We start from the raw sequence: 26,390 nt of genomic DNA, 5'->3' as shown, positions 1-26,390 counted from the left end.
AATCAATCAACTGAAAATGATCATTTCCCTCTTCCGTCATGCTGGCCCCCGGCAATTCGATCCGTTAAATCCTTGTTTCATGATTGGAATAAGCACTCCGATACGCCTCTCGGCATTGTTCGCCGCCTCTCTATTCACCGCCGCAACGGCCCATGCCGCCATGAGCGAATGGATGGACAATCAAGGTGGACGCATGCGCCTGATAGCGCTTGCGCCTGGCGCGGAAGGACATATCCGCGCCGCCCTGCAGATCGAACCGGCGCCCGGCTGGATCACCTATTGGCGCGAACCGGGCCAGGGCGGAATTCCGCCTCAGGTGACGCCGGCACCCGATAGCGGCGTGACGCTGGAAAAGGCCGGCTATCCTGTGCCGAAGCAGATCACGGTCGGCAATATCAAGGAGATCGGCTATGATGCGCCGGTGATCTTGCCGCTCGATTTTCGCGTGACCGGCAAGACGCCGGCGGAACTCAAGCTGACCGCTTTCGTAGGCCTGTGCAAGGAGATCTGCATCCCCTTCCAAGCTGATTATTCGTTGCCGCTGCCGGCCGGCGAGCAGCCGACGACACATGAACTCGCCCTGCTGGATGCTGCCAGAGCACTGCTGCCGGAAGCCCCTTCATCCCATTTCGCTGTTCAGAGCCACAAAATCTCCGCCGATGCCAAGACGCTTTCGCTGCAGCTGGCATTGCCGGAGGCAACCGGCGATGCGCCAACGATCTATGTGACGGGACCATCGGGCTATGTGTTCTTCCAGCAAATGAACGCAAAACGGGATGGGAGCACCTTCTCGACCGATATTGAGATCGGCAAGCTGCCGAAGAATTATGATCCGAAAGGCAAGAGCTGGGGCATTCTGATCGTCGACGGCGATCGGGCGATGGAAACCAGCCTTGTGCTTGAATAGGCCGGACCTGGAGTATTTGTATCTATGCATCCGGGCGGAAAACCGCTGCGCACTTTTCCTGGAATTGCTCTATAGTTTCCTGCACCCGCTTCAAACCATCGGCGGCGCAGCAGCGCCCCGAATTCACGACCCGAGGAGAGAACCATGTCTATCGCCATCGGCGACACGCTGCCTGCCGCCACCTTCAAGGAAAAGACCGCCGACGGCCCGGTCGAGATCACCACCGAGCAGCTGTTTGCCGGCAAGCGCGTCGTGCTCTTTGCCGTTCCCGGCGCGTTTACGCCCACCTGCTCGCTCAATCATCTGCCGGGCTTTCTCGAGAACCGCGACGCGATTCTCGCCAAGGGCGTCGATGACATCGCCGTGGTCGCCATCAATGACTGGCATGTCATGGGCGCCTGGGCACAATCATCGGGCGGCCTGGGCAAGATTCATTTCCTTGCCGATTGGGACGGTTCCTTCACCAAGGCGCTCGGCCTCGATGTCGACCTCTCCGCCGGCGGCCTCGGCATCCGCTCGAAGCGTTATTCCATGCTGGTGGAAGACGGCGTAGTGAAGACACTGAACATCGAGGAAAGTCCCGGCCAGGCAACGGTTTCGGGTGCGGCTGCGATGATCGAGCAGCTTTAAGATCATTCAGATGGAAAATGCAGAGCGCCTCAGAGGCGCTCTTTCTTTATTTGTCCTCGTGGAAATGGGCATCGAAATCGCGATGTCCTTCGAGCACATTCACAACCTCGAAAACATCATCGATATAGCGGAAGAAGATCACATATCCGCGAAATGCAAAGCTACGCATGTCGTTTCTCAACTCCGGCCGCAGGCGGCCCATGTGACCTGGCAAAGCGGCGAGATTTGCGCACTTGCGGCGTAATTGCCCAGTAAATTCCAAAGCGACTTTTGGGCTGCCGCTTTGACGCGTTATAAATACAAGAATATCCAGGATGTTATCCTGGGCTGTGGCTGTATAACGAAGCCGAGGCACTCAACGGCTTTCTTTTGGCAGTTCGGCCGCCTTGGCTTCCAAAGCGGCGCCAAGCTCCTCGTCAGATACATCGCCTCCGCGATCGATCGATGCCTCCAGAGTACGCCGTAGCGCTGCTATTTTCGCCTCCCGCTCCTCTACGAGCCGGAGACCTTCGCGCACAACTTCACTGGCGGAGCTGTAACGCCCCTCTTCCACTGTTTTCTCAACGAATTTTTCCCAGCGTTCACCGATAGAAACATTCATAAGCATCTCTCCCGTAACGTCAGGCCAGTGAATGACAGATAATGCTCTATCTATAGCATTATTGACGCAGGCCGCCAATTACCGGTGCTCGGCCACTGCCAATCTACTCTCCGCCTCTTTTTCGCCGTATTTCATCGGCTACAACATGTAATGTTATTACATAATTGAAAGCGCCGGAATGCCTTTTGACCGTGATCCTTTCGCAGCGTCCCTCATGGGGCGCTCGGCCTTGATGCGCCTTGCCTATGTGGCGATCGGCATTGCGGTGCTCTGGGCCGCCATCGGTTGGGCGGTGGCGCTGGCATGAACGATCTGATCCGCCTCAGCAATCTCACCGTCACCTATGAGCGCCATCCGGCCGTCCACCACATCTCGGGCGGCTTTGCCGCCGGCAGCCTGACGGCGATTGCCGGGCCGAACGGGGCCGGCAAGTCGACGCTGCTGAAAGCGATCGTCGGCGAATTGCGGCCGGCGGAAGGCTCGGTCGATCGCGGCCCGCTGACGCGCAACGACTTCGGCTATCTGCCGCAAGCGGCCGATATGAACCGCCTCTTCCCGATCTCGGTCGCCGATACTGTCATGCTCGGCGCCTGGAAGAATGCCGGTGCTTTCGGCCGATTTTCACGCAAAGATGCCGAACGGGCGCGCGATGCGCTCGGCATCGTCGGTCTGTCAGGCTTCGAAAGCCGACATATCGGCTCGCTTTCAGCCGGGCAGTTCCAGCGGGTACTGTTTGCGCGGCTGCTGCTGCAGGATGCCCGTGTCATTCTCCTGGATGAACCTTTCACCGCGATCGACCAGCGCACGACACGCGATCTTCTCGACCTCGTGCTGAGATGGAACCGGGAGGGACGCACGGTCATCGCTGTGCTGCACGATTTCGAGCAGGTGCAAAGCTATTTCCCCGAAACGCTGCTGATCGCCCGCGAACTCGTAGGATGGGGCAGGACGGAAGATGTCATGAGCCCAACGAACCTCATCAAGGCGCGCGCCATGGCCGAAAGCTGGGACGAGGAGGCCGAAGCATGCCTGCCGGAAGAGGAGCATGACAGTGGCGAACTCGCGAAGCGGGAGCCGGCCGAATGACCGTCTACGACATCTTCCTCGCGCCCTTCGCGGATTACGGCTTCATGCGGCGCGCGCTGATTGCCTGCGTCTGCCTCGGCCTCGGCTCCGGGCCTATCGGCGTTTTCCTGATGCTCAGGCGCATGAGCCTGATGGGCGATGCGATGAGCCACGCCGTCCTGCCTGGTGCTGCTATCGGCTATCTCATTGCCGGCTCGCTGTCGCTGACGGCCATGGGGCTTGGCGGGCTCGTGGCCGGCCTTTCGGTGGCGCTGCTCTCCGGCCTCGTCAGCCGCACGACCGTGCTGCAGGAGGATGCGAGTTTTGCCAGCTTCTATCTGACCTCGCTGGCGCTGGGCGTTCTCATCGTATCGCTGCGCGGCTCCAATATCGATCTTCTGCATGTGCTCTTCGGCACCATTCTTGCAATCGATGCGCCTGCCCTCTACCAGATCGGCGCGATCACCACAGTGACGCTGTTGGCGCTCGCCGTCATCTACCGGCCGCTTGTGATGGAATGCTTCGATCCCGGTTTCCTGCGTGCGGTCGGCGGACGCGGACCGCTCTATCACTTCCTGTTCCTGCTGTTGGTCGTGCTTAATCTCGTGGCAAGCTTCCAGGCGCTCGGCACGCTGATGGCCGTCGGGCTGATGATGCTGCCGGCCGCCGTGGCGCAGCTCTGGTCGCGCAGCCTGCCTGCCATGATGGCGATCGCAACGGGCACGGCGATGGCTTCAGGCTATCTCGGCCTTATTGCCTCCTACCATCTCGAATTTGCTTCAGGCCCCACGATCATCATCACCGCCAGCCTGATCTACGGCTTCTCCATTCTCTTCGCACCCTCGGGCCTTGCCCGGCGGTTCTTCCCCCGTCCCCATCTCCGGGGCTAATCCGAACAAGGAGACTCGCATGAACAAACAGAGACTGCTTCTCTCTGCGGCTGCAACAGCCTTCGTCGCCTTCGGCGTCGCTGCACCCGCTTCTGCCGAAACGCTCAATGTCGTGGCGTCCTTCACCGTGCTCGCCGATGTCGTCAAGCATGTCGGCGGTGACCACGTGAAGGTATCGAGCCTCGTCGGCGCGAACGGCGACCCCCATGAATTCGAGCCGTCTCCGGCCGATGCCAAGACGCTGAACGCTGCCAAGGTCGTCTTCGTCAGCGGCGAAGGCCTGGAAGGCTGGATGGACCGGCTGATCAGCGCATCCGGCTACAAGGGAACGCCTGTTGTCGCTTCCGAAGGCATCAACACCCGCACCATGGTGGATGACGGTAAGACCGTCACCGATCCGCATGTCTGGAACAGCCCGATCAATGTGAAGATCTGGGTCGCCAATATCGAAAAGGCTCTTTCCGCCGCCGATCCGGCCGACGCCGCCGATTTCAAGACCAATGCCGAGCGCTACACGAAGGTTCTGACTGAGCTTGACACCTATGCGCACAGCAAGTTTGACAAGATTCCGGACGATCGCCGCAAAGTGCTGACGAGCCATGATGCCTTCGGCTACTTCGGCCGCGAATATAAGGTGAACTTCCTTGCTCCGATTGGCTTTTCGACAGAGACGGAAGCCTCGGCTGCCAAGGTCGCCCAGCTGATCGAGCAGATCAAGACCGAGCATGTGAAGACTTACTTCTTCGAAAACTCAAACGACCCGCGCCTCGTCAAGCAGGTTGCCAAGGCAACCGGCGCCGAACCCGGCGGTGAGCTCTATGTCGAATCGCTGTCAAAGGCCAACGGGCCAGCTTCGACTTATGAAAAAATGTTCCGTTATAACGTTGATCAACTCGCTGCAGCGATGGCGAAGTCGAGCTGAAGCAGCCGAACAAGCATGGCCGCGGGCATATGCCCGCGGCTTCTCCCATACCTCAATATCCAACCCAAGCATGCTGCAGCACTCATGACTTGACGGCAATTGCATAACAATTTATATAACTAGTTATGAAATTGAGTTGAGGATCGCCATGGTCGAGGATATCGTGAAATCGCTGGGATTCCTTTGTCTCGGCAGCCGCTTTCGTCGCATCGGCGAACGACTTCAGGCAGACACCCAGCAGATTATGGAGGAGCTTGGCGTTTCGCTACAATCTGCCCAATATCCCTTCCTGGCCGCAATCGATCGGGCTGGTCCGCTTACCATCGGTGAACTTGCGCAAGCTGTCGGCATCACCCAGCCGGGAGCCACGCGCACCATCTCTCAGCTTTTGGAATTGGGTTATGTCGACATGCAGGCCTCGCCCGAAGACCAGCGCCGAAGATTGGTCTCGCTGACCCCGCAAGGACAGGAACTCGTCGATTATTCGAAACGATTCGTCTGGCCGCGTATCGAACAGGCGGTAACGGAGCTCTGCGGCGAGAGTTCCAGGCCGATCCTGCAACAACTCGCCGCAATCGAGGACGGGCTTGCCGAAGCGCCGCTTGCCCGTCGGGGCAATCCCGACAAGGAGCAGAAACCATGAGCCATATTCTCGACCGGCCGGCCTGGAGCGCGCTTCGTACCGCCCACGCGACCTTGGCCGAAGGCAGCGAGCATGCCCTCCGCTATCCACCTTCCATCGTGCCTTTCGCCGCGCCTGCCGATGATACGTCGGAAAGCCTGGAGGCTTTGCAGAGTCTGCCGGCAGCCGGCGAGATCATGGCGCTCGTGGAAGCCAACCCTCTCCCACTCCCCCAGGGCTTGACGATCGTCTCCGAAAGCAAGTTGGTGCAGATGATCGCGGAACGGCCCTATCAGCGGATTTCCGACAGCCGGATCGAAGCGCTGACGGAAGCCGATGCAACGGAGATGCTTGCCCTGGCCACGCTGACCGAACCCGGCCCGTTTACGCTGCGCGCCCAAAGTCTCGGCCCATTTTGGGGTGTGAAGATCGATGGCCGCCTCGTTGCCATGGCCGGCCAGCGCATGCGCCAGCCTGGCTTTACCGAACTCAGCGGCCTTTGCACCCATCCAGATTTTCAGGGACGGGGCCTCGGCACCCTGCTCTTCCGCTTCGTTGCCGGCGAAATCTCGGCGAGAGACGAAACCGTCTACCTGCACGCCCGTGCCACGAACACGCCTGCGATCTCGCTTTACAGGGCAATGGGCTTCCGCTTGCGCTCCGAGATGAACCTCCGGGTCGTCGCGCCCAGGCGGCCGGCATGAGCATGGTCGAAGCCTGCGCCTGCCGCCCGTTCCATTAAAGATTGAAATCGAAGATCATCAGGCCGGCCAGGCCGCCATCCGTGGACGAAACGATCCGTTCGCCGACAGCGACGTGATCAGGATGCACTAGATAGGCATCGCGCGCTTCGGCACTTTCAAAAGTGACGACAAATCCATCGGCGAAGCCGCCATGCAGGCCCTCGGGCGAGACGTTTGGCCCATATTTCACGTCGACAATACCCGGAATGACCTTCTGCAAGGCGGCGACGGATTCGAAGAGCGCCCTCTTCTCCTCCTGTGTCAGGGCGGATTTGAGTCTAAGAAAAACGCAATGCAGGATCATAAGTCAGTCTCCCTGGAAATCGGGAGCAGCATAGAGGTAAAGGGCAGCGGGGCAAGGCGCCGATTCGCGAACATTCCGTTCCAGGCAGCGGAGCCAATTGTAAACTGCTCAGCTCGAAGCACAGCTCACGCCGACAGATGGTATTTGGCTGTTGCGATGATCTCACGCGTTAATTCGGCAAGCCGATCGGCCGCGAGGCGGCTCACCTGCCAATATAATGGGATGTTCAGCGGGGTATCGGGAATCAGCTCGACCAAGCGCCCGGCCTGCAGATGTTCCCGTACGAGCTGGATGGGATTCATGCCCCATCCCATGCCTGAGAGGCTGGCATCGACGAAGCCCTGTGTCGACGGCAGCCAGTGGCTCGGATAGGTAAAATCCTTTCCGAATGTCTGGCGTATCCACTGGCTTTGAAGCCTGTCCTTCTGGTTAAAGGTCAAGGCCGGCGCATTCACGATCGCTTCCGGGGTCACGCCCGCTTTAAAATACCGGGCCATGAAATCGGGGCTTGCAGTCGCATGATAGCGGAGCGCACCGAGGGATGTGCGCCGGCATCCCTGGATCGGCTTTTCCAGGCTGGTGACGGCCGCGATCACCCGCCCACGCTGCAGCCATTCGGCGGTATGATCCTGGTCATCGATGGCGATATTCAGCAGATAGGGAGAGCGCTTGGCAAAGCCGGATATGGCCTCTACGAACCACGTCCCGAGGCTATCGGCATTCGTGGCAATGCGAAGCATTACCTTTTGCTGGGGCTCGCCCGGATCGGCGAGGGCCGGCAGGCGCCCGAACAGCTCGTCTTCGAGCATGCCGACATTCTCCATATGGCGGCAGAGCCATTCGCCCTTTTCCGTCGCGGTGCACGGGTTGCCCCTGGCGATCAGAACCACGCCGAGGCGCTCCTCAAGCTGTTTCACCCGCTGCGAGACGGCCGACGGCGTTACGTTCAGAATGCCCGCAGCCTTTTCGAAGCTGCCGGTCTGCACGACCATTGAGACGGCACGGAGAGCTGAATAGTCGAGCATAGCTTAGTTTTTCTTAATCCGGGTTAGCAACATTAATTAGCCTAAACCCACATATGGCGATACTGAAAGGCTCATTCATTTCGGAGCATTTCGCTAAAACTTTTCTTTTTTGCGCAATTCCGGACGAAAACCGCTTCGCACTTTTACCGGAATTGCTTCGAGCATGAATTTTTCGATTTACCTGACAGGCCTCACGATGGGCCTCAGCCTGATTGTCGCGATCGGTGCGCAAAACGCCTTCGTCCTGCGCCAGGGCCTTCGCAACGAACATGTATTCGCCGTCTGCCTCGCCTGCGCCCTCTCCGATGCCGCGCTCATCGTGCTCGGGGTGACGAGCTTTCGCCAGATCGCCGCCCTGCTTCCCTGGCTCGATCCGGTCATGCGCTATGCGGGAGCGGCCTTCCTCATCTGGTATGGGGCAAGGAGCCTCTATTCCGCCTTGCGTTCGTCGGCGGTGCTGGCCGCCGGAGAAGCGAAATCAGCGAGCTTCCGGCAGACGCTCGCCATGTGCCTGGCGCTCACCTGGCTCAACCCGCATGTCTATCTCGATACCGTCGCGCTGCTTGGCACGATCTCGACCCGGTTTCCGGGAAACGAGGCTTCATTTGCGGCGGGTGCCATGACGGGTTCCTTCCTGTTCTTCTTTTCGCTTGGCTTTGGCGCGAGATGGCTGAGACCGATCTTTGCGAAGCCCGCATCCTGGCGCATTCTGGAAACGCTCATTGCTTTTACCATGTGGATGATTGCCACCAAGTTGTTGAGCGGGATATGACTTGCGCGGCGTATTCATGGGCAAACAGCCTGTTTTCGATCGCCGCGGTTGTCCGGAGCTCAAGGAAGGATGAAGACGATCATGACGCTCTTTACTGGTCTTTCGGCCTTCCCCATTACCCCGGCCGATGCTTCCGGACACGTTGATATTGCAGTGCTCACACGCCTGCTTGAACGCATCCATCTGGCCGGCGCCGATTCCATTGGATTGCTCGGCAGCACCGGCGGCTACGCCTTTCTGTCACGCGACGAGCGGCGGCGCGCCGTTGAGGCCGCGATGACAGGTGTCGGCGGCAAGATCCCCGTCATCGTCGGCGTCGGAGCGCTGCGAACCGACGAGGCTCAGGCATTGGCGCGCGACGCCAGGGCTGCCGGCGCGGACGGGCTATTGCTTGCCCCCATGTCCTATACTCCACTCACGGAGGAAGAGGTCTACCAGCATTTCGCAGCCGTCGCGGAGGCCGGCGAGCTGCCGCTCTGCATCTATAACAATCCCGGCACGACGAGATTTACCTTCAGCCACGCGCTGATTGCCCGGCTGGCAAAGGTGGCGAACATCGTGGCGGTGAAGATGCCATTGCCGCCGGAGAGCGATTTCAAGGGAGAGATGGGACTTCTGCGCCAGGAAACGCCAAAGGATTTCTCCATCGGCTATAGCGGCGATTGGGGAGCCGCGGCCGGGCTACTGGCGGGTTGTGACGCCTGGTACAGCGTGATCGCCGGTCTCCTGCCCGCCGAAGCGCTGGCCCTCACACGGGCTGCCCAAGCCGGCGACACCGCCGAAACGGAACGGCTCGATCAAAAATTCCAGCCGCTATGGAACCTGTTCAAGGAGTTCGGCAGCTTCCGTGTCATGTACGCGATTGCCGAAGCGCTCGACCTTTGCCGGATTGATCCACCGCGCCCGATCCTGCCGCTCTCCGTAACCGAAAGGCCGCGTGTAAGAAGCGCGCTCGATCACATCCTGAGGTGATCGCGCCTTGTACGGCGCGGCAAGTCCTGCCTTATCCCTGCCTTCGGGAAGTATCCGCTCGATGACTCCCGCTGGAATTGCCGCCACATCGTCATCTGTTTTGTTGCCCAGCCTTCCAGATGCCATCTTTCAGCGCGAAAAGTGTTTTCAAGAAGATAAATTGATCAAGAACTTTCAATTGGTTCCGGGGATGGCATGAAGAAACTGATAGCCGCCGCGATCCTATTGGCCTGCCTTGTTGCAGGAACACTCTATGCCACTGCTGGTGGCGATTATCCTCCGCTTAACGATGGTGACCTGATTTTTCAGACATCGACCAGCAACCAATCAAGCGCCATCATATTCGCGACCAGCTCCACCTTTTCGCATATGGGCATCATCAAGAATGATCACGGGACCATCACTGTCATAGAGGCCGCAGAGAAGGTCAAGGAAACGCCGCTAGAAACCTGGGTCAATCGCGGCTTGCTGAAGCGGGTTACGATCTATCGCGATCAGCGTCTCACACCTGAAACGGCGCGACAGCTCATATCGCATTCCCGCACATTCTACGGCAAACCCTACGATCTTTTCTTCTCCTTCAACAACGATGCGATCTATTGCAGCGAGCTGCCCTATCTCGCTTACAAAGCGGTAGGTCTGGAGATTGGCAAGGTGCAAAAAATATCGGAGCTAAACATCGACAATATCCTTGTCAGAAAGCTCGTTCAGTCACGCTGGAAGCGCGACAGCGAATGCACGGAACGCGGCTACGATTTCGACCAGTGCTATCGATACATCCTCAACCAGAGCCTCGTGACTCCCGTCAGCATCGCCAACGATCCAAATCTCAAGATGATCTACTCGAACTATCCGCTTTGATCGTGCGGCGCAAAGCATCGATAAGAGTCCGAAACCGGAATAGCCTTTGGTGAAAAGTCTGTGCCGAGAACGAAGGATCTTCGCTCTTACCTCCGCTTGAAAGGCTCCATGCCCTTGCGCGCCAACTCGTCGGCCCGCTCGTTCTCCGGGTGTCCCGCATGCCCCTTGACCCAGTGCAGCGTCACCTGGTGCCTGTTATAGGCCTCGTCCAGCGCCTGCCACAGCTCGGCATTCTTCACCGGCTTCTTGTCGGCGGTCTTCCAGCCGTTCTTCTTCCAGCCGAAGATCCATTTGGTGATGCCGTCCTTGACGTAGACGCTGTCGGTATAGAGATCGACTTCGCAGGGGCTTTTCAGAGCGCCAAGCGCCGAGATCGCCGCCATCAGCTCCATGCGGTTGTTGGTCGTATCTGCTTCGCCGCCGGAGAGTTCCTTTTCCACCTCGCCATAGCGAAGCACCGCCCCCCAGCCGCCGGGACCGGGGTTGCCCGAGCAGGCGCCGTCGGTAAAAATATCGACGTGCTTCATGCCTTCAGCCCATATTCGGCCGCAGAGGCGATCTGGCGATGGAAGCGCAGCTTGCGCAGATATTCGATCGGGTCTTTCTTGGTGACCATGGCGCCTGCCGGCGTCGTCAGCCAGTCGTAAAGCCGCGTCAGGAAGAAGCGCAGCGCCGAGCCACGGGCAAGCGTCGGCAGAGCGGCGATTTCAGCCTCGCTCAGCGGTCGCACGCTCTGATAACCCTCTAGCAGCGCCATGCCCTTGGTGATGTTATAGGCATGGTCCTTTTCGAAGCACCAGGCATTGAGGCAGATCGAGACGTCGTAGGCGAGCTGATCGTTGCAGGCGAAATAGAAATCGATCAGACCGGAGAGTTTGTCCCCGAGGAAGAAGACATTGTCCGGAAAGAGATCGGCATGGATGACGCCTTCCGGCAGATTCTTCGGCCAATGCTTTGCGAGGAAATCGAGTTCGCCGCAGATTTCGTCCTGCAGGCCGGTTTCGACTTCGTCGGCGCGTGCTTCGGATTTCTCCCAGAGCGCTTGCCAGCCCTCAAGCGACAGCGCGTTCGTGCGGCGGATGGCGAAGCCTTCACCGGCAATATGCATGGCGGCCAGCGCCTTGCCGACCTCGCGGCAGTGATGCGCCTCGGGCTTGCGCAGCCACATGCCCTCGAGGAAGGAGATCAGGGCGGCAGGGCGGCCGGAGAGATGACCGAGCAAGGCGCCGTCACGGCGCGGCAAAGGCAGTGGACAGGATAGGCCGCGGCTCGCCAGATGCTGCATCAGCCTCAGGAAGAACGGCAGATCGCCCTTGTCGACGCGCTTCTCGTAAAGCGTCAGAATCAGCGGATCGCGGCTCGTATGTAAGAGGAAGTTCGAGTTCTCGACGCCTTCGGCAATGCCCTTATAAGAGAGCAATTCGCCGACATCATATTCGGTCAGGAACCACTTCAAATCGTCTTCGGTAATATCGGTATAAACGGCCACGAAACAGTCCCGAACTTGAGCGCCTTAGGTCGGCTATTCGCCGTTGACGAAAGCCATGTCTGCTGTCGTCAGCTCTATACTGCGAAGCTCGCGATTGACGAGGAAATTCTCGGTTTCCTTCACAGTTTCGGCAAGTTCCACCACAGCATTATAGCGGGCGCGGAAGGCTTCGATGATCTCGTTGACGATGACTTCTGGCGCAGATGCACCAGCCGACAAACCGACCGTCTTGATATCGCCGATATCGTCCCAATCGATCTCGGCGGCGCGCTGCACGAGGACGGATTTCTTCGCCCCTGCCCTCAGCGCCACTTCCACGAGGCGCTTGGAATTCGACGAGTTCGGCGCACCGACGACGATGAAGAGATCGCAGCCCGGCGCCGCCTCCTTCACGACTTCCTGGCGGTTGGTCGTGGCGTAGCAGATCGAGTCTGCCGCTGGTGCAGTAAGATTTGGGAAGCGCTCCTGCAGCCGCGCGATGACGCCGGCGGTATCGTCAACAGAGAGCGTCGTCTGCGTGACGAAGCCGAGATTGTCCGGATCATCAGGCTGGTAGACGTCGGCGTCCTCCACGGTTTCGATCAGCGACACGGCACCCTCAGGCAGCTGGCCCATGGTGCCGATCACTTCCGGATGGCCGGCATGGCCGATCAGGACGACATGGCGGCCGAGGCGATTATGGCGCATGGCCTGCTTGTGCACCTTGGAGACCAGCGGACAGGTGGCATCGAGATAGAAGAGATTGCGCGCATCGGCATCCGCCGGCACGGATTTCGGCACGCCATGCGCCGAGAAGACGACGGGCTGGGCGCGATGCTCGGCCGGGATTTCATCCAGCTCCTCGACGAAGATGGCACCCTTGGCCTCCAGCCCTTCGACGACATAGCGATTGTGCACGATCTCATGGCGGACATAGACGGGTGCGCCATAGGCCTTCAGCGCCAGAACGACGATCTGGATAGCGCGATCGACGCCGGCGCAGAAGCCGCGCGGCCCGCAAAGCCGGATGGTCAGGTCAGGTTTGGAAATGGCTATGTTCATATCTCTTCCGAAATGCGACAGTGGCTTGAGCCATAGATAGGGCTGCCCTGCCGCCTGCTCCATTCAGTCCGCATGATCTTATCCAAAAACCGCTGCGCACTTTTTGGGATCATGCTCTAGCGGAATATTCCATCGAAATGAAGCTATTCTATTGCATGTCTCTATTGTGAGGGCGCGTCCGGATGGCGTTTACGCCACCAGGATATGGCGACGATCGCTGCCAGCGCCACCGCCAAGCCATACCAGGTCACCGCATATTGCAGGTGATTGTTCGGCAGATCGATGATCGTGACGCCGCCGATCGGCAAGCCCCCTGGATTGGGCGTCTTGTCGGCATCGATGAAGAAGGGCAGCACCTTGTCCTTCGGCAGGCCGACACTGGCAGCCATGACATCCAGATCTTTCCAGTAGAAAATATTCTTGGCGAGATCATTGTCCGGCATGCCGCCGGGCCGCTCGGCGAGTTTGGCGCGGGCAAGGCCGATGATCGTCTGTTCGCCAGTCACTTCACCCTGCTTGCGCTTTTCGGGCTCTTTTGCCTCGGAGGGCACGAAGCCTCGATTGACAAAGAGGTAGCGGCCATCGACCAGCTGCAATGGCGTATAGACATGAAAGCCGGGATCGCCGTCATGGGTGGCGAGGAAATGCCGCTCCTTGTCGTTGAGGTAGTGGCCGGTGGCGGTCACCACGCGATACTCAATGTCGCCGCCGGAGGCCGCCATAGTTTCGATCGCCGACAAGGGTACGGCCGGCGCATCCTTGCGGGCGGCGATATCGGCCAACAGGCCTTCCTTCCACTGCAGCCTCTCGACCTGCCATGTACCAAGGCCCAGCAGAATGACGAGCGCGACGAGCAGAAGCAGCGCCTTGGCGATTTGCCATAAGGGATTGGCACGGCGCACAGGCACTGCAGACTCAGTCACGGTGGACGCGCCCTTCGGCGGCGTTGTTGCGATATTGCAGGGCAATCAGAATGCCCTTGCACCAGCGCAGGGACAGAAGCGACAGAATGATCGTCAACGGCGCGAACAGCACTATGTAGACCCAGATCGGCGGCGCATAATTGATCTGCATCCACAAGACCGAACCGATGATGATGAAACCGACAATCAGGATGACGAAGACAGCCGGACCATCACCGGCATCGGCGAAGGCATAGTCGAGATCACAGGCGGCACAGCGCGGTTTCAGCGACAATAAGCCATCGAAGAGCTTGCCTTGGCCGCAACGCGGGCAACATCCCTGTATGCCAACCTTGAAGGGATCGACGGGCGCGAAGAGAGCGCTGTCGCTATGGGATACCCCGTCCGGCGTCTTGTCTTGCTCTGAGTTCAAAGTTCTGTCTCTGTCAGTCTGCCATTGCGGGCGAACACATGGATTTCGCCCCTTAGCACCATCAGTAACCGCGATGCGCGTATCCGTCCAATCGAAAAGCTCGGATATCACCGCCATCCGCCTGTAAAGCATACAAAAGGATTGGATTTATGGCATTCAGCGAAGCCTTGCAGCCAGGCCAGATCGTCATTCTGAACGGTGCGCCGCGATCCGGAAAAAGCAGCATCGTCGAGGTGATTCAGGCTGAATTCGAAGGCGTATGGGTCAATCTCGGTGTCGACGCTTATGTGCGACATGTGACGCCCCCGCGCTATCGCCCGGGCATCGGCTTGCGCCCCGGCGGTGAGCGGCCCGATCTCGAACCGCTGGTCCAGCGCCTTTATGCCGCACTCTATGCCTCGATCGCCGCACATAGCCGCATGGGGCTGAATGTCGTCGCCGAATTCGGCCATCACGATGCCTATTCGCAGCCGCTCGGCATTCTTGCCGATTGCGCCCGATGGCTGGCAGGATTGCCTGCTCTGTTCGTTGGCGTGCGCTGCCCGCTCGATGTCGTGATGCAGCGGCGGCTGGCGGAAGGACCGGAAAGACAGGGCACTTACGTCGCTGTCGGAGCGGATATGCCCATCCCCGCGCCGGTCATCGCCTGGCAGGAACAGGTGCACCTGCCCGGGATCTACGATCTGGAGGTCGATACGTCCATGAGCAGCCCGAAGGCATGCGCCGAGCAAATCCGGCAGTTGCTTGCTAGAGATCTGCCTCATCCGACGGCATTCGAGAAGATTGCCTCAAGAGAGTGAGGATACCAAAACAAAGGGCGGATTCTGAGCGCCCGCCCCTGACCTAACGTGGAATCCAAGTAAATGCCGCTACCGAACCCCTTGTGACATGAGCGTTTCAGGCGGTTTATCTTGTTGGAAGTATCTTCGTGGGGCATTCTGCGTGCGTCGCAGAACTGTCGCTTTGACTAGGAATTTCGCGACGGGAAAATTATTCTTTGGAGTTGGTTCTGCCGATGACACCGGACGAATTGAAGATCGTGCGTCGAGCTTATGCGAAGCAGATCGCGGCGGCTGTTAGAATTGTCGATGAGCGTATCGAAAGAGCGTTTGCCGAAGTGCCGCGAGAAGATTTTCTTGGTTCTGGCCCCTGGCCGATCTTCCGAATGCGGAAAGCCTATGTTCAGACCCCGACCGCCGATCCTGTCTACCTTTATACGGATGAGATCGTTGGCATCGTCCCGGAGCGCCACATCAACAACGGGCAGCCGTCACTTCATGCCTTCCTGCTTTCGCAAGCCGCGCCGCGAGCAGGTGAGCATATCGTGCATGTTGGGGCTGGCACCGGCTATTATTCCGCGATCATGGGGAACCTCGTTGCTGCCTCTGGCAAGGTGACGGCGATCGAGTTCGATCCGGAGCTTGCTACGCAGGCGAAAGCAAATCTTACTCCCTGTCGGAACGTTTCCGTGGTCCAGGGAGATGGAAGCTCCGTGGCTTTCGATGCAGCCGATGTGATCTATGTGAACGCGGGAGCAACGCGACCGGCAGATATCTGGCTGGACCGGCTCAATGATGGCGGAAGGCTCATCCTCCCGCTGACGACCGACCTTGGATTCACCAGCAGCAATTGGAACAACATGCACCTCCGAGGAGCGGTGTTCCTCGTGACGCGCAGGGGTGGGGAATTCCATGCGCAATGGATTTCGCCGGTGGCCATCTTCCCGTGTGAAGGAATGCGCGACGCGGAATCGGAAAAAGCACTTGCGGTGGCATTCGAGACCGGGGAGCACAAGAGAGTGACGCGGCTGTACCGTAATGATGACCTACCAACTGAACAATGTTGGGTTCGCGGTTCCGGCTGGTGCCTAGCCTATGCTTAGAAAGTAATCTGGCAAACATCCCGTCGCAGGTTTCGGGGATTTTTGCGACAGCCCATATCACTTTATTCCGCTCGAGAGCACGCCATGTCGCGAAGAAGGCAGCCACAATGATCAAAATTGGCTCGATCGTGATCCATTGCTGTGAATTTGAGCGCATGGTCGCGTTCTGGCAGGAAGCCTTGCATTACGTCGCGCGCGAGCCTGTGAGCGATGACTGGGTTGTGCTTCATGATCCTGAAGGCCACGGCCCGAATGTTTCCTTTCAGGCTCGCGACCGAAGCGGCTGGCGGAGAAGCTGGCTGCACTTGGACCTTTATACCGATCGCCAGCAGGAGGAAGTCAATCGTTTGCTGACGATCGGAGCGAAACAGTACCCGTGGCGCTATCCGGAAAATGCCGACTATGTGGTTTTGCAAGACCCTGACGGCAATCTTTTCTGTGTCGTGCAAAAGCCGCAAATCTCCTAAGTTTTGCGACAAAATCGGAACCGCTGATTTTCAGAGGGAAATCTGTCGCAAAACCCGCTCGCAAAATAAGAGTTTCGCGACAGAAAGCATTCCACATTTCAGTTAGGGGCTGGCGCTGAGCGCCCGCCTTTTGTTTTCCAGAGATCGATACCGATCAGCCAGCCGCGACCGGCGCGCCCCAGCTGCCCCAGATATAGATGCAGAAGAACAGGAACAGCCAGACCACGTCGACGAAGTGCCAGTACCAGGCGGCCGCTTCGAAGCCGAAATGCTGTTTCGGCGTGAAATCACCCCTGATGGCGCGGACCAGGCAGACGATCAGGAAGATCGTGCCGACCAACACGTGGAAACCGTGGAAGCCGGTCGCCATGAAGAAGGTCGCGCCATAGATCGAATTTTTGAATTCGAACGGCGCATGGGCATATTCATAGGCCTGCACGCAGGAGAACAGCGCGCCGAGAAGGACCGTCAGCGTCAGGCCCTGGAGCAGCCCCCTGCGGTCGCCATGCAGCAGCGCATGGTGTGCCCAAGTGACCGTCGTGCCCGACAGCAGCAGGATGATGGTGTTGTAGATCGGCAGGTGCCAAGGATCGAGAACCTCGATGCCTTTCGGCGGGAACTGGCCGCCGAGGAAGGCCGTGCGCGATGCCTGGATCGCCTCGTTCGGGAACAGGCTGACATCGAAATAGGCCCAGAACCAGGCGACGAAGAACATCACCTCGGAGGCGATGAACATGATCATGCCGTAGCGCAGATGCAGCGACACGACGCGGGTGTGCGCGCCCTCATGCGCCTCCTTGATCGTATCGGCCCACCAGCCGTACATGACATAGAGGATTACGGCGAGGCCAATGAAGAACAGCCAGGGCTGCGCCCAATTGATCCCGAACAGATGCATCGCGCCGCCATTGAGATAGCGCATGAAGCAGACACCGCCGAAGGTGATCACAAAGGCTCCGATGGCCGCGGTAATCGGCCATGCGCTGGGCTCGATAATGTGATAATCGTGTTTTCTCTGATGCACTTCGGCCATATCAGCAATCCCCGAATAACTTTTCCCATATTGCTCCCGGTCAAACCGAAAGCACTCTCCATCAAAGTTTCTTTTCCACCGGCTTTACAGCGCCGTCATTGGATGCGACGGGCTTTGCGCCCTCCCGCGGGTAATAGGTATAGGACAGTGTCAGCGCGTTGATCGTCTTGGTTTCCACAGCCCTGGCGATCTCGGGATCAACGTAGAAAACCACCGACATCTCACGCTTTTCCCCAGGTGCTAAATCCGTCTCATTGAAGCAGAAGCACTGGACCTTGTTGAAATAGACCCCGGCTTCCAGCGGCGAGACGTTGAAGATCGCCTGCCCGCGCTCCATCTTGTCCGACTTGTTCTCGATCTCGAACTTGACTTCGACCGTTTCGCCGATTTTCGGACTGATCGACTTCTGCAGCGGCTTGAAATTCCAGGGCAGACCGGGTGCGACATTCGCGTCGAAGGAAACCTGGATCTGCCTGTCGAGAATGAGGTTGGACACCTGCTCGACGCGCTGCGTCGTGCCGTTATAACCCGTCACCTGGCAGAACATGCGATAGAGCGGCACGGCAGCGGCGCACATGGCGCTCATGCCAACGACGAAGCTCAGGCACATGGCAACGATCATGCCGTTGTTACGGCCGCCGCTTCTCGTGCTCTTTGTGACCTCCCCCTCCATCACGCCTCCTCAAACGTGTCCGGAGCCGACCTTGATGATGGTGATCGCGTAGAACAGGATCACCAGGCCAGCAAGCACCAGGCCAAGCGCTATATTGCGCCCGCGCCGCGATTTCCTCTGCGCTTCCGTGAGCTTGACCAGATCGATCATAGCCAGCCTCCAACGCCGCCCGATATCAGCACGGCAACGAGCCGGTCGATCAGCAATGCGGAAAAGATCGCGAAGAGATAAAAGATGGAAAAGCCGAAAAGTTTCTTTGCCGGCACCATCTTCACGTCGCCGTCGGCCATGCGCCAGACGGCGATGGAACAGTGCACGAAGATCGCGCCCAGCAGCGCGGCGACGACGCCATAACCCAGGCTCGCAAAGCCCATGAAGGCAGGGACGACGCCGACAATGGCAGTCAGAACGGCATAGACAACGATCTGATTTTTCGTTGTCGGAATGCCGGCGACATTCGGCAGCATCGGCACGCCGACGGCCTCGTAGTCACCCATCTTGAACAAGGCCAGCGCCCAAAAATGCGCCGGCGTCCACAGGAAGATGATGAGGAAGAGCACGATGCTCTCGATCGTCACGCTGCCGGTCACGCAGGCCCAGCCGATGACAGGCGGAAAGGCGCCGGCCGCGCCGCCGATGACGATGTTTTGCGGCGTCGAACGCTTCAACCACATCGTGTAGATGACGGCATAGAAGAAGATAGTGAAGGCGAGGATGCCAGCGGAAAGCCAGTTGATGGCCAAGCCGAGGATCGTCACTGAGAAGCCTGACAATACGAGGCCGTAGGCCAGCGCTTCCGACGGTTTGATGCGGCCGGCAGGTATCGGCCGACGCGCGGTGCGGCTCATCACGGCGTCGATATCCGCATCATACCACATGTTCAAGGCGCCCGAGGCGCCCGCACCGACGGCGATGCAGAGAATGGCGATGAAGCCGAGCACCGGATTGATATGACCGGGAGCCAGCACCAGACCGGTGAAGGCGGTGAAGACGACCAGCGACATGACGCGTGGCTTCAAGAGCTCGAAATAATCGCGCGCACTCGCTTCCGACAGGCCGGTATCGCCTTGCTTTGCGAGCGCGTCGTGATTGTCGATGAGCGTCATTCTTTGTTCCAATTGTCAGTTGAGCCGGACGCCGTTTATCACGGCGTCCGGAAACAGGCTACTTGATGCGCGGCAGCTCTTCCCACTGGTGGTGGGGCGGCGGCGACGAAAGCTGCCACTCGAGCGTGGTTGCGCCCTCGCCCCAGGGATTATCGCCTGCAACGCGCTTCTTCGAGAATGCATCTATAACGCCCCAGAAGAAGAAGCAAAGGCCTACGGCTGCGACATAGGAGCCGATGGAGGAGACGAAATTCCAGCCGGCATAGGCGTCCGGATAGTCGATGTAGCGGCGCGGCATGCCGGCACGACCCAGGAAATGCTGCGGGAAGAACACCATGTTCACGCCGACGAAGGTGATCCAGAAGTGCCAGTTGCCGATCCGCTCATTGTACATGTAGCCGGTCATCTTCGGGAACCAGTAGTACCAGGCGGCGAAGATAGCGAAGACGGCACCGAGCGACAGAACGTAGTGGAAGTGTGCCACCACGAAGTAGGTCGCATGCAGTTCGCGGTCGAGGCCGGCATTGGCGAGCTGAACGCCCGTGACGCCGCCGAGCGTGAACAGGAAGATGAAGCCAAGTGCCCAGATCATCGGCGTGCGGAACTGGATGGAGCCGCCCCACATCGTCGCGATCCACGAGAAGACCTTGACGCCTGTGGGCACGGCGATGACCATCGTCGCGAAGACGAAGTAGCGCTGCGTGTCGAGCGAGAGGCCGGTCACATACATGTGGTGGGCCCAGACGACGAAGCCGACGGCGCCGATCGCGACCATGGCGTAGGCCATGCCGAGATAGCCGAAAATCGGCTTGCGCGAGAAGGTGGAGATGATGTGGCTGATCATGCCGAAGCCGGGCAGGATCAGGATGTAGACTTCCGGATGGCCGAAGAACCAGAAAAGGTGCTGGTAGAGCAGCGGGTCGCCGCCGCCTTCCGGCGCAAAGAAGGTCGTGCCGAAGTTGCGGTCCGTCAGCAGCATGGTGATGGCGCCGGCCAGAACCGGCAGCGACAGCAGCAGCAGGAAGGCGGTGATCAGCACCGACCAGGCAAACAGCGGCATCTTGTGCAGCGTCATGCCCGGAGCGCGCATGTTGAGAATGGTCGTGATGAAGTTGATCGCGCCGAGGATCGAGGAGGCACCGGCGATATGCAGCGCGAAGATGACCAGATCGATCGCCGGGCCTGGGTGTCCGACCGTACCTGATAGGGGCGCGTACATCGTCCAGCCGCCGCCCGCGCCATAGGCGCCTGCGGGGCCTTCGACGAACATCGAGAGGATGAGCAGCAGGAAGGCCGGGACGAGAAGCCAGAACGAAATATTGTTGAGGCGCGGGAAGGCCATGTCAGGCGCGCCGATCATGATCGGCACCATCCAGTTGGCGAAGCCGCCGATCATTGCCGGCATGACCATGAAGAAGATCATGATCAGCGCGTGGGCGGTGACGAAGACGTTGTACATCTGCTTGCCGCCATCGATGGCGGCATCGCCCGAAAAGCCGTAGACCATCGACGCCAGACCGCTGAAGATCTGGATGCCCGGCTCCTGCAATTCCATGCGGATGGCAACGGAAAGGAGGAAGCCGATCACGCCCGCGAAAATCGCGAAGATCAGATAGAGCGTGCCGATGTCCTTGTGATTCGTCGAATACAGCCAACGCTCGGCGAAGGTCTGTTTGTGCGCGTGATGATCGTCATGCGCGTGCGCGTCCTGAAGAGCGTGCGAGTGATCGTCGTGTGCCTTGGATCCAGCCATTGTTCCTACCCCTCCTACTTGGCCGTGTTTTCGGCGACCTTGACGGTCGTCGGTTGGTCGACGGCGGCCATCAGAGCCTTGTTCGCCTTGCTCAGATCAGTTGCGGCTGAGGCCAGCCACTGCTTGTACTGATCGTCGGAGACGACGCGGATGGCGATCGGCATGAAAGAGTGATCCTTGCCGCAAAGCTCGGAACACTGACCATAATAAAGGCCTTCTCGATCGGCCTTGAACCATGTTTCGTTCAGGCGACCGGGAATGGCGTCGATCCTGACGCCGAAGGAAGGCATTGCGAAGGAATGAATGACATCGGCCGGCGCTGCCGTGACGAGGACGCGGACGTTCTTGCCGACGGGCACAACCATTTCGTTGTCGACGGCGAGAAGCCGTGGATATCTGGACTTGTCGTCCTTGCCGGCGGCGGTGCGATCCTGCTCCTTCAGCATGAAGGAATCGAAAGCGACCGGCGTCGCGCCGGTGTTCTCATACTCATAATTCCACTGCCACTGCGTCGCCGTCGCCTTGACGGTCACGTCAGTCTGCTCGGGGAATGTCAGCTGATCGGTGAGAAGATTGAAGGAGGGAATGGCCAGAAAGAGAAGGACGAGGACCGGGCCGATAGTCCAGATGACCTCGATCAGGGTGTTGTGGCTCGTCTTGGACGGAACCGGGTTCCTGGAAGCCCGGAACTTCACCATAACCACCACCAGGAGGACGAGAACCAGCAGCGTGATCGGAATGATAAACCAAAGCGTGTATGCCTCAAACCAGCGGATTTGATGCATGTTGCCGGTCGCCGCCTGCTGCATACCGGTTTCCCAGGGTCTCGGCTGATCGGCATAACTGCCTGTCGCAAAAAGCAGACAGATCATAGCCGTCAGAGCCGCGTAAGCTCTTTTAATCACGATGTCTCTCCCTCCAGCGTTTGATCCCAGATCTTCCTCAAACGCAGTATCCCTACAATCCATTGCGCTTCAAACCACAGTTTGGGATGCTCCGCAACAACTCAAGAGATTTGTTAGTGCGGCATTTTTGCGCGAATATCCCCCATGCCTGCCCCGGACATGGCAAGCATTTCATCATCATACGAAAAATTGCATGATGGTCCATGGCGCCGCCGGGACAAAATGGGGTAGACGTCGTATTTCCGCCGTAGTCGGTTGGAATCCAGCAGCCGGGGCTTTTCATTTGCCGGCCTGGGCTTCAACAATAGCGGCACTGATTCGAATCTAGAGGTTTCCATGGGCTTTCGTTCCCTCGCCCGGCTTTTGCTTGTCACCAGCAGCGTTGCTGCTGCAGCCGCGGTACCCGCATGGGCGCAGCAGGCGCAACAGACTCAGCCGCCGGCGCAGCAGACCCAACAATTGCAGCCCCAACAGCAGGGCCAGCCGCAACCGCATACGCAGCAGGTTCCCACGAGCCAGGTTCCGCAACCTCCGGGTACGGTACGCTCCAGCCACGGCGCATGGTCCGTCGTCTGCGACAAGCCGGCCGGCGCCTCGACCGAGCAATGCGCGCTGATGCAGAATGTCATCGCCGAGGACCGCCCGGAAATCGGTCTTTCCGTCGTCGTGCTGAAGACGGCCGATCGCAAGTCGAAGATCCTGCGCGTGCTTGCGCCGCTCGGCGTGCTGCTGCCGAACGGTCTCGGCCTCAATATCGACGGCAAGGATATCGGCCGCGCCTATTTCGTGCGCTGCTTCTCCGATGGCTGCTATGCCGAGGTCGTGCTCGAGGACGAGTTGCTGAAGACGCTGCGCAGCGGCGCGACGGCAACCTTCATCGTCTTCCAGTCGCCGGAGGAAGGCATCGGCATTCCTGTGGACTTGAAGGGCTTTGCGGACGGCTACGACGCGCTTCCCTGACGCGATGGGCTTGCTCTTGCGCGATGCGAAGCCTACATCGGCTCTGAACGGAGCACTGATCCATGAATACCGATCTCCTTACCCTTTTCGATGCCGATGAAGCCAAGCTGCGCGGCATCGTCGCCGAGGCGCTGTCTGGCGCCGATGACGGCGAGCTCTTCGTCGAGCATGTCCAGGCAGAATCGCTGACATTCGACAATGGCCGGATGAAGGGCGGCAGCTTCAACACGGAACAGGGCTTCGGCCTTCGCGCCGTTGCCGGCGAAGCCGTCGGCTATGCCCATGCGGGCGATCTTTCCGAAGCCGCCTTGAAACGCGCCGCCGATGCCGTGCGCGCGGTCACTTCGGGTTATGCCGGCTCCTATGCGGCCGCACCACAGCGCACCAACAAGGTGCTCTACGGCGACGAGAACCCGATCGGCACGCCGGGCTTCGAGGAAAAGGCCAAGCTCCTGCAGCGGATCGACAGCTATCTGCGCGACAAGGACGACAAGGTGCGCCAGGTGACGGCATCCATCGCCGCGAGCTGGCAGGTAGTCGACATCCTTCGCGCCGATGGCCATCGCGTGCGCGATGTCAGGCCGATGACGCGCATCAACATTTCCGTGATCGTGGGTGACGGCGACCGGCAGGAATCCGGCTCCTTCGGCACCGGCGGGCGCATCGGCTTCGGCGATTTCGTCACACAGGACAATTGGCATCACGGCGCCGACGAAGCCCTGCGCCAGGCGCTGGTCAATCTCGAGGCGATCGAGGCGCCGGCGGGCACGATGGACGTCGTGCTGGGCTCCGGCTGGCCGGGCGTCATGCTGCACGAAGCCGTCGGCCACGGGCTGGAAGGCGATTTCAATCGCAAGAAGACGTCGGCATTCGCGGGGCTGCTGGGCCAGATAGTGGCCGCTCCCGGCGTCACCGTCGTCGATGACGGCACGATCGAGAACCGCCGCGGCTCGATCACCATCGACGACGAGGGCACGCCTTCGGCCTACAACGTGCTGATCGAAAACGGCAAGCTCGTCGGATACATGCAGGACCGGCAGAATGCGCGGCTGATGGGCATGAAGGCAACCGGCAACGGCCGCCGCCAGGGCTATGCCCATACGCCGATGCCACGCATGACCAACACCTATATGCTTGGCGGCGACAAGACGCCGGACGAGATCATCGCCTCGGTGAAGAAGGGCATCTACGCCGTCTCCTTCGGCGGCGGCCAGGTGGATATCACGTCGGGTAAATTCGTCTTCGGCTGCACGGAGGCCTACCTCATCGAGGATGGCAAGATCGGCGCGCCGATCAAGGGCGCCATGCTGATCGGCAACGGGCCGGATGCCATGAAGCGCGTTTCGATGATCGGCAACGACACGAAACTCGATACCGGCATCGGCAACTGCGGCAAGGCGGGCCAATGGGTGCCTGTCGGCGTCGGTCAGCCACATCTGCGGATGGACCAGATCACCGTCGGTGGCACAAAGGCTTAAACCGCCTTCCCTATTCGTACGGGTCTTATTCGTGCGGGCGGAAGCGCCATTTTCGCTCGACCGCGGCGTTGAGATCGAGGCCGTTGCGGTGTGCGAAGAGAAGGATGTGGCCGAGCACGTCCGCCGTCTCGTCGGCCAATGCCGTTGCCAGCTCGGACTCGCTCATGCCCTTGCGGCGCCCCCGGCCGGTGATCTTGTTCCAGATCTGAATCAGCTCGCCCATTTCCTCCTGGAGTTTCAGGACGAACCAGTCGTCGTCGCGGTCCAGGCCGTTATCGGCGGCATAAGTTGCCGAAGCCGCTTCGAATTGCTTCATCATATCTGACAGCATCGATATCGTTCCTCTTATGTTCTCAACAAACATGAACGATTCCTACAAAAAAGTCGAGCCGGCAGAGTTTGCCCCGCCGGCTCGACTTTATCGAATTGGAACTATGCTCAGCCCTTGCTCGGCAGCAGCATGCAATCGAAATCCTTGCGCTTCAGAGCGGAACAAGCGGAATTCGCATCGTCGCGGCTCGCAAAACCGACGAATCGGGCGCGATAGACCGTGTTGCCGCCCTTGCCGACAGCTTCGGTGTAGGGTGACGCGTTGGCAAGCGCATTGCCGGCCCTGGACTTGGCCTCGGACAGCAGATCCTTGGCGGCCTGCGCGGTCGGCGTCGCGGCGATCTGCACCTGCCAGCTGCCCGTCGCCGCCGGCTTGTTGGCAACGAGGATCTCATCCATCGCAGCCGGGCGATCCATCGGTACGGTGACGTTCGAGGCCGCGGCAAATGCCATCGGGACGACCTCGACGCGCTTGCGCGCCGGCGCCGGCGTCGTCGTCGCGGTGGTCTGGGCGTCGACATCCACGGCAACATCGTCGGAGACGGAAGCCACTTCGACCTGCTGCGGAACCTTGCCGCCGCCGACACTTGCAAACAGGCGCGATGACGGAACAGGGGTTGCCTTCGGGATATAGCGATCCAGCAGCGATGCCATCAGCGCATCGCGGCCGCGCGCCGTGGCGCCGCCCATGACAACGCCGATCACGCGGCGATTGCCCTGACGCACTGCGCTGACGAGATTGAAGCCGGAGGCATTGGTATAGCCGGTCTTGATGCCGTCCATGCCTTCATAGCGATACATCAGATTGTTGTGACCGCGAACGCTACGGCCGCGATAGCTGAAGCTCGACTGCGAGAAGAGCCGGTATTCCTGCGGGTAGTTGTTGATGAGCGCGACGGCGAGCGTCGACATATCGCGGGCCGTCGTCCACTGCTGCATGTTCGGGAGGCCGGAAGCATTGAGGAAGGTGGTGCGGCGCATGCCGATTTCCCGCGCCTTTTGCGTCATCAGCCGGGCGAAGCCGCTTTCGCTGCCGCCGAGGGCCTCCGCCATGGCGGTTGCCGCGTCATTGGCGGACTTGATGATCATGCCATCGACTGCTTCGCGTACGGTCACTGTGCTACCGGGCTTGAGGCCCAGCTTGGTCGGCGGCTTGGCGGCGGCAAAACGCGATACCGGTATTCTCGTACTCCAGCTGAGCTTGCCGCGATGGATCGCCTCGAAGGTCATGTACAAGGTCATCATCTTGGTCAGCGATGCCGGATGGTTGAGGTCATCGGCATTGCTTGATGCCAGTACCTTGCCGGTCTTCGCATCCATGATGAAATAGGCGCTGCCGGCAAAGCTCGCCGCAGGAGCGCTCAGCAGCAAGACGGCCGCAGACAGAGCCATCAAAAGTCTTTTCATAATTGTCCCCAACCGAAAGAATGCCAACACACCGCATCAATCCCTGTATGATTTTGCGACAAAAAGCCTGATACCGGTGCGATATTGAGGCAACAGCCTCGATAGTTCTTCAATTTTGCCGTTCCTGGTAAAATAACCATTAACGCATTGGAAATTATGGCAAAGATTCAGTAAGGTTTAACGGGGATGCGCTAGAGCGTTGACGTTGGTCAACGGG

33 protein-coding genes are annotated in these 26,390 nt (G+C 59.4%); 16 read left to right on the top strand and 17 right to left on the bottom strand.

Translation table 11 applies throughout. From position 1 onward, the window contains the following. Positions 1-79: 79 nt before the first annotated feature. Both DQ393_RS07875 and DQ393_RS07870 read left to right on the top strand, forming a co-directional pair. Positions 80-907, top strand: coding sequence for a protein-disulfide reductase DsbD domain-containing protein (locus DQ393_RS07875; protein WP_112341251.1), 828 nt, complete (start codon positions 80-82; stop codon positions 905-907). Positions 908-1,051: 144 nt separating this feature from the next. Further along, positions 1,052-1,537: a peroxiredoxin gene (locus DQ393_RS07870; RefSeq protein ID WP_112341209.1), complete on the top strand. Its 486-nt coding sequence runs from the start codon at positions 1,052-1,054 to the stop codon at positions 1,535-1,537. Positions 1,538-1,583: 46 nt separating this feature from the next. Here DQ393_RS07870 and DQ393_RS07865 read toward each other — a convergent pair whose 3' ends face one another. Further along, positions 1,584-1,892, bottom strand: coding sequence for a type II toxin-antitoxin system RelE/ParE family toxin (locus tag DQ393_RS07865; RefSeq protein ID WP_112341208.1), 309 nt, complete (start codon positions 1,890-1,892; stop codon positions 1,584-1,586). After that, entirely contained in the window at positions 1,893-2,138 is a 246-nt protein-coding gene (locus DQ393_RS07860) for a type II toxin-antitoxin system ParD family antitoxin (protein WP_112341207.1), read from the bottom strand. Between the two features lie 178 nt (positions 2,139-2,316). Here DQ393_RS07860 and DQ393_RS34100 point away from each other — a divergent pair, with 178 nt between their 5' ends. The 6 genes from DQ393_RS34100 (at position 2,317) to DQ393_RS07835 (ending at position 6,341) form a co-directional block, all read left to right on the top strand. Then, entirely contained in the window at positions 2,317-2,445 is a 129-nt protein-coding gene (locus DQ393_RS34100) for a hypothetical protein (protein WP_281023982.1), read from the top strand. After that, on the top strand, positions 2,442-3,224 hold the full coding sequence (locus DQ393_RS07855; protein ID WP_112341206.1) for a metal ABC transporter ATP-binding protein: 783 nt from the start codon (positions 2,442-2,444) through the stop codon (positions 3,222-3,224). The genes DQ393_RS34100 and DQ393_RS07855 overlap by 4 nt, the downstream gene beginning before the upstream one ends. Then, on the top strand, positions 3,221-4,093 hold the full coding sequence (locus DQ393_RS07850; RefSeq protein WP_112341205.1) for a metal ABC transporter permease: 873 nt from the start codon (positions 3,221-3,223) through the stop codon (positions 4,091-4,093). Before DQ393_RS07855 ends, DQ393_RS07850 begins: the two co-directional genes overlap by 4 nt. Before the next feature lie 19 nt (positions 4,094-4,112). Further along, positions 4,113-5,015 (top strand): metal ABC transporter solute-binding protein, Zn/Mn family, encoded by a 903-nt coding sequence (locus DQ393_RS07845; protein WP_112341204.1) that lies wholly within the window; start codon positions 4,113-4,115, stop codon positions 5,013-5,015. Between the two features lie 148 nt (positions 5,016-5,163). Further along, positions 5,164-5,658, top strand: a complete 495-nt coding sequence (locus DQ393_RS07840; RefSeq protein WP_112341203.1) for a MarR family winged helix-turn-helix transcriptional regulator — start codon at positions 5,164-5,166, stop codon at positions 5,656-5,658. Then, a complete protein-coding gene (locus DQ393_RS07835) occupies positions 5,655-6,341 on the top strand; it encodes a GNAT family N-acetyltransferase (protein WP_112341202.1) in 687 nt (228 codons plus the stop codon). The genes DQ393_RS07840 and DQ393_RS07835 overlap by 4 nt, the downstream gene beginning before the upstream one ends. A 34-nt stretch (positions 6,342-6,375) precedes the next feature. Here the strand turns inward: DQ393_RS07835 and DQ393_RS07830 are convergent, their stop codons facing one another. Then, positions 6,376-6,684 carry a Dabb family protein gene (locus DQ393_RS07830; protein ID WP_112341201.1) on the bottom strand — a complete coding sequence of 103 codons (309 nt, stop codon included), beginning with the start codon at positions 6,682-6,684 and terminating at the stop codon, positions 6,376-6,378. Between the two features lie 125 nt (positions 6,685-6,809). Beyond that, entirely contained in the window at positions 6,810-7,709 is a 900-nt protein-coding gene (locus tag DQ393_RS07825) for a LysR family transcriptional regulator ArgP (protein ID WP_112341200.1), read from the bottom strand. Between the two features lie 163 nt (positions 7,710-7,872). On the opposite strand from DQ393_RS07825, the gene DQ393_RS07820 reads away from it, so the two are divergent. The 3 genes from DQ393_RS07820 (at position 7,873) to DQ393_RS07810 (ending at position 10,314) form a co-directional block, all read left to right on the top strand. Beyond that, positions 7,873-8,481, top strand: a complete 609-nt coding sequence (locus DQ393_RS07820; protein ID WP_112341199.1) for a LysE/ArgO family amino acid transporter — start codon at positions 7,873-7,875, stop codon at positions 8,479-8,481. Positions 8,482-8,562: 81 nt separating this feature from the next. Then, positions 8,563-9,453, top strand: coding sequence for a dihydrodipicolinate synthase family protein (locus DQ393_RS07815; protein WP_112341250.1), 891 nt, complete (start codon positions 8,563-8,565; stop codon positions 9,451-9,453). Positions 9,454-9,648: 195 nt separating this feature from the next. Beyond that, positions 9,649-10,314 (top strand): YiiX/YebB-like N1pC/P60 family cysteine hydrolase, encoded by a 666-nt coding sequence (locus DQ393_RS07810; protein WP_112341198.1) that lies wholly within the window; start codon positions 9,649-9,651, stop codon positions 10,312-10,314. 86 nt (positions 10,315-10,400) lie between these two features. On the opposite strand, the gene rnhA is transcribed toward DQ393_RS07810, so the two are convergent. The 5 genes from rnhA to DQ393_RS07785 all read right to left on the bottom strand — a co-directional run bounded on the left by rnhA (position 10,401) and on the right by DQ393_RS07785 (position 14,179). Further along, positions 10,401-10,841 (bottom strand): ribonuclease HI, encoded by a 441-nt coding sequence (rnhA, locus tag DQ393_RS07805; RefSeq protein ID WP_112341197.1) that lies wholly within the window; start codon positions 10,839-10,841, stop codon positions 10,401-10,403. Next, the gene (locus tag DQ393_RS07800) at positions 10,838-11,803 is read right to left on the bottom strand and encodes a homoserine kinase (RefSeq protein ID WP_112341196.1); all 966 of its coding nucleotides are present in this window, start codon (positions 11,801-11,803) and stop codon (positions 10,838-10,840) included. Before DQ393_RS07800 ends, rnhA begins: the two co-directional genes overlap by 4 nt. Positions 11,804-11,836: 33 nt before the next feature. Beyond that, complete coding sequence (gene ispH / locus DQ393_RS07795) at positions 11,837-12,844, bottom strand: 4-hydroxy-3-methylbut-2-enyl diphosphate reductase (RefSeq protein ID WP_112341249.1); 1,008 nt, start codon at positions 12,842-12,844, stop codon at positions 11,837-11,839. Between the two features lie 161 nt (positions 12,845-13,005). Continuing rightward, on the bottom strand, positions 13,006-13,767 hold the full coding sequence (locus DQ393_RS07790) for an SURF1 family protein (RefSeq protein ID WP_181592299.1): 762 nt from the start codon (positions 13,765-13,767) through the stop codon (positions 13,006-13,008). Beyond that, positions 13,760-14,179: a DUF983 domain-containing protein gene (locus tag DQ393_RS07785; protein WP_112341195.1), complete on the bottom strand. Its 420-nt coding sequence runs from the start codon at positions 14,177-14,179 to the stop codon at positions 13,760-13,762. Before DQ393_RS07785 ends, DQ393_RS07790 begins: the two co-directional genes overlap by 8 nt. A 149-nt stretch (positions 14,180-14,328) precedes the next feature. Here DQ393_RS07785 and DQ393_RS07780 point away from each other — a divergent pair, with 149 nt between their 5' ends. The 3 genes from DQ393_RS07780 to DQ393_RS07770 all read left to right on the top strand — a co-directional run bounded on the left by DQ393_RS07780 (position 14,329) and on the right by DQ393_RS07770 (position 16,528). Continuing rightward, a complete protein-coding gene (locus DQ393_RS07780) occupies positions 14,329-14,979 on the top strand; it encodes a chloramphenicol phosphotransferase CPT family protein (protein WP_112341194.1) in 651 nt (216 codons plus the stop codon). Between the two features lie 215 nt (positions 14,980-15,194). Beyond that, positions 15,195-16,061 (top strand): protein-L-isoaspartate O-methyltransferase family protein, encoded by an 867-nt coding sequence (locus DQ393_RS07775; protein ID WP_245430284.1) that lies wholly within the window; start codon positions 15,195-15,197, stop codon positions 16,059-16,061. 107 nt (positions 16,062-16,168) lie between these two features. Beyond that, entirely contained in the window at positions 16,169-16,528 is a 360-nt protein-coding gene (locus DQ393_RS07770; protein ID WP_112341192.1) for a VOC family protein, read from the top strand. A gap of 154 nt (positions 16,529-16,682) precedes the next feature. Here the strand turns inward: DQ393_RS07770 and DQ393_RS07765 are convergent, their stop codons facing one another. The 6 genes from DQ393_RS07765 to coxB all read right to left on the bottom strand — a co-directional run bounded on the left by DQ393_RS07765 (position 16,683) and on the right by coxB (position 21,998). Beyond that, positions 16,683-17,561 (bottom strand): cytochrome c oxidase subunit 3, encoded by an 879-nt coding sequence (locus DQ393_RS07765; RefSeq protein WP_112341191.1) that lies wholly within the window; start codon positions 17,559-17,561, stop codon positions 16,683-16,685. Between the two features lie 61 nt (positions 17,562-17,622). Then, complete coding sequence (locus tag DQ393_RS07760) at positions 17,623-18,234, bottom strand: cytochrome c oxidase assembly protein (RefSeq protein ID WP_112341190.1); 612 nt, start codon at positions 18,232-18,234, stop codon at positions 17,623-17,625. Between the two features lie 9 nt (positions 18,235-18,243). Then, the gene (locus tag DQ393_RS33370) at positions 18,244-18,384 is read right to left on the bottom strand and encodes a hypothetical protein (RefSeq protein ID WP_169644670.1); all 141 of its coding nucleotides are present in this window, start codon (positions 18,382-18,384) and stop codon (positions 18,244-18,246) included. Further along, on the bottom strand, positions 18,381-19,340 hold the full coding sequence (locus DQ393_RS07755) for a heme o synthase (protein ID WP_112341189.1): 960 nt from the start codon (positions 19,338-19,340) through the stop codon (positions 18,381-18,383). The genes DQ393_RS33370 and DQ393_RS07755 overlap by 4 nt, the downstream gene beginning before the upstream one ends. Positions 19,341-19,398: 58 nt before the next feature. Continuing rightward, positions 19,399-21,093, bottom strand: a complete 1,695-nt coding sequence (ctaD, locus tag DQ393_RS07750) for a cytochrome c oxidase subunit I (RefSeq protein ID WP_112341188.1) — start codon at positions 21,091-21,093, stop codon at positions 19,399-19,401. A 14-nt stretch (positions 21,094-21,107) separates the two neighbouring features. After that, the gene (gene coxB / locus DQ393_RS07745; protein WP_112341187.1) at positions 21,108-21,998 is read right to left on the bottom strand and encodes a cytochrome c oxidase subunit II; all 891 of its coding nucleotides are present in this window, start codon (positions 21,996-21,998) and stop codon (positions 21,108-21,110) included. Positions 21,999-22,334: 336 nt separating this feature from the next. Between coxB and DQ393_RS07740 the strand changes: the two genes are divergently transcribed. Further along, positions 22,335-22,958, top strand: a complete 624-nt coding sequence (locus DQ393_RS07740) for an invasion associated locus B family protein (RefSeq protein WP_112341186.1) — start codon at positions 22,335-22,337, stop codon at positions 22,956-22,958. A gap of 62 nt (positions 22,959-23,020) precedes the next feature. Beyond that, positions 23,021-24,436: a metalloprotease TldD gene (gene tldD / locus DQ393_RS07735; RefSeq protein ID WP_112341185.1), complete on the top strand. Its 1,416-nt coding sequence runs from the start codon at positions 23,021-23,023 to the stop codon at positions 24,434-24,436. Between the two features lie 25 nt (positions 24,437-24,461). On the opposite strand, the gene DQ393_RS07730 is transcribed toward tldD, so the two are convergent. Continuing rightward, positions 24,462-24,767, bottom strand: a complete 306-nt coding sequence (locus tag DQ393_RS07730; RefSeq protein WP_112341184.1) for a pyrophosphatase — start codon at positions 24,765-24,767, stop codon at positions 24,462-24,464. A 107-nt stretch (positions 24,768-24,874) separates the two neighbouring features. Further along, positions 24,875-26,173 (bottom strand): D-alanyl-D-alanine carboxypeptidase, encoded by a 1,299-nt coding sequence (locus tag DQ393_RS07725; protein ID WP_112341183.1) that lies wholly within the window; start codon positions 26,171-26,173, stop codon positions 24,875-24,877. Positions 26,174-26,390 lie beyond the last annotated feature (217 nt).

Source organism: Martinezella tropici (assembly GCF_003287875.1).
GTDB lineage: Bacteria > Pseudomonadota > Alphaproteobacteria > Rhizobiales > Rhizobiaceae > Rhizobium > Rhizobium tropici_C.
Note: the sequence above shows the minus strand (reverse complement) of the source record. Positions and strands in the feature narration are given on the sequence as shown.

Coding starts and splice junctions, on each gene's coding strand:
- DQ393_RS07875 (WP_112341251.1), top strand. CDS start 80: ATGATTGGAATAAGCACTCCGATACGCCTCTCGGCATTGTTCGCCGCC.
- DQ393_RS07870 (WP_112341209.1), top strand. CDS start 1,052: ATGTCTATCGCCATCGGCGACACGCTGCCTGCCGCCACCTTCAAGGAA.
- DQ393_RS07860 (WP_112341207.1), bottom strand. CDS start 2,138: ATGAATGTTTCTATCGGTGAACGCTGGGAAAAATTCGTTGAGAAAACA.
- DQ393_RS34100 (WP_281023982.1), top strand. CDS start 2,317: ATGCCTTTTGACCGTGATCCTTTCGCAGCGTCCCTCATGGGGCGCTCG.
- DQ393_RS07855 (WP_112341206.1), top strand. CDS start 2,442: ATGAACGATCTGATCCGCCTCAGCAATCTCACCGTCACCTATGAGCGC.
- DQ393_RS07850 (WP_112341205.1), top strand. CDS start 3,221: ATGACCGTCTACGACATCTTCCTCGCGCCCTTCGCGGATTACGGCTTC.
- DQ393_RS07845 (WP_112341204.1), top strand. CDS start 4,113: ATGAACAAACAGAGACTGCTTCTCTCTGCGGCTGCAACAGCCTTCGTC.
- DQ393_RS07840 (WP_112341203.1), top strand. CDS start 5,164: ATGGTCGAGGATATCGTGAAATCGCTGGGATTCCTTTGTCTCGGCAGC.
- DQ393_RS07835 (WP_112341202.1), top strand. CDS start 5,655: ATGAGCCATATTCTCGACCGGCCGGCCTGGAGCGCGCTTCGTACCGCC.
- DQ393_RS07830 (WP_112341201.1), bottom strand. CDS start 6,684: ATGATCCTGCATTGCGTTTTTCTTAGACTCAAATCCGCCCTGACACAG.
- DQ393_RS07825 (WP_112341200.1), bottom strand. CDS start 7,709: ATGCTCGACTATTCAGCTCTCCGTGCCGTCTCAATGGTCGTGCAGACC.
- DQ393_RS07820 (WP_112341199.1), top strand. CDS start 7,873: ATGAATTTTTCGATTTACCTGACAGGCCTCACGATGGGCCTCAGCCTG.
- DQ393_RS07815 (WP_112341250.1), top strand. CDS start 8,563: ATGACGCTCTTTACTGGTCTTTCGGCCTTCCCCATTACCCCGGCCGAT.
- DQ393_RS07810 (WP_112341198.1), top strand. CDS start 9,649: ATGAAGAAACTGATAGCCGCCGCGATCCTATTGGCCTGCCTTGTTGCA.
- rnhA (WP_112341197.1), bottom strand. CDS start 10,841: ATGAAGCACGTCGATATTTTTACCGACGGCGCCTGCTCGGGCAACCCC.
- ispH (WP_112341249.1), bottom strand. CDS start 12,844: ATGAACATAGCCATTTCCAAACCTGACCTGACCATCCGGCTTTGCGGG.
- DQ393_RS07780 (WP_112341194.1), top strand. CDS start 14,329: ATGGCATTCAGCGAAGCCTTGCAGCCAGGCCAGATCGTCATTCTGAAC.
- DQ393_RS07775 (WP_245430284.1), top strand. CDS start 15,195: ATGACACCGGACGAATTGAAGATCGTGCGTCGAGCTTATGCGAAGCAG.
- DQ393_RS07770 (WP_112341192.1), top strand. CDS start 16,169: ATGATCAAAATTGGCTCGATCGTGATCCATTGCTGTGAATTTGAGCGC.
- DQ393_RS07765 (WP_112341191.1), bottom strand. CDS start 17,561: ATGGCCGAAGTGCATCAGAGAAAACACGATTATCACATTATCGAGCCC.
- DQ393_RS07760 (WP_112341190.1), bottom strand. CDS start 18,234: ATGGAGGGGGAGGTCACAAAGAGCACGAGAAGCGGCGGCCGTAACAAC.
- DQ393_RS33370 (WP_169644670.1), bottom strand. CDS start 18,384: ATGATCGATCTGGTCAAGCTCACGGAAGCGCAGAGGAAATCGCGGCGC.
- DQ393_RS07755 (WP_112341189.1), bottom strand. CDS start 19,340: ATGACGCTCATCGACAATCACGACGCGCTCGCAAAGCAAGGCGATACC.
- ctaD (WP_112341188.1), bottom strand. CDS start 21,093: ATGGCTGGATCCAAGGCACACGACGATCACTCGCACGCTCTTCAGGAC.
- DQ393_RS07740 (WP_112341186.1), top strand. CDS start 22,335: ATGGGCTTTCGTTCCCTCGCCCGGCTTTTGCTTGTCACCAGCAGCGTT.
- tldD (WP_112341185.1), top strand. CDS start 23,021: ATGAATACCGATCTCCTTACCCTTTTCGATGCCGATGAAGCCAAGCTG.
- DQ393_RS07730 (WP_112341184.1), bottom strand. CDS start 24,767: ATGCTGTCAGATATGATGAAGCAATTCGAAGCGGCTTCGGCAACTTAT.
- DQ393_RS07725 (WP_112341183.1), bottom strand. CDS start 26,173: ATGAAAAGACTTTTGATGGCTCTGTCTGCGGCCGTCTTGCTGCTGAGC.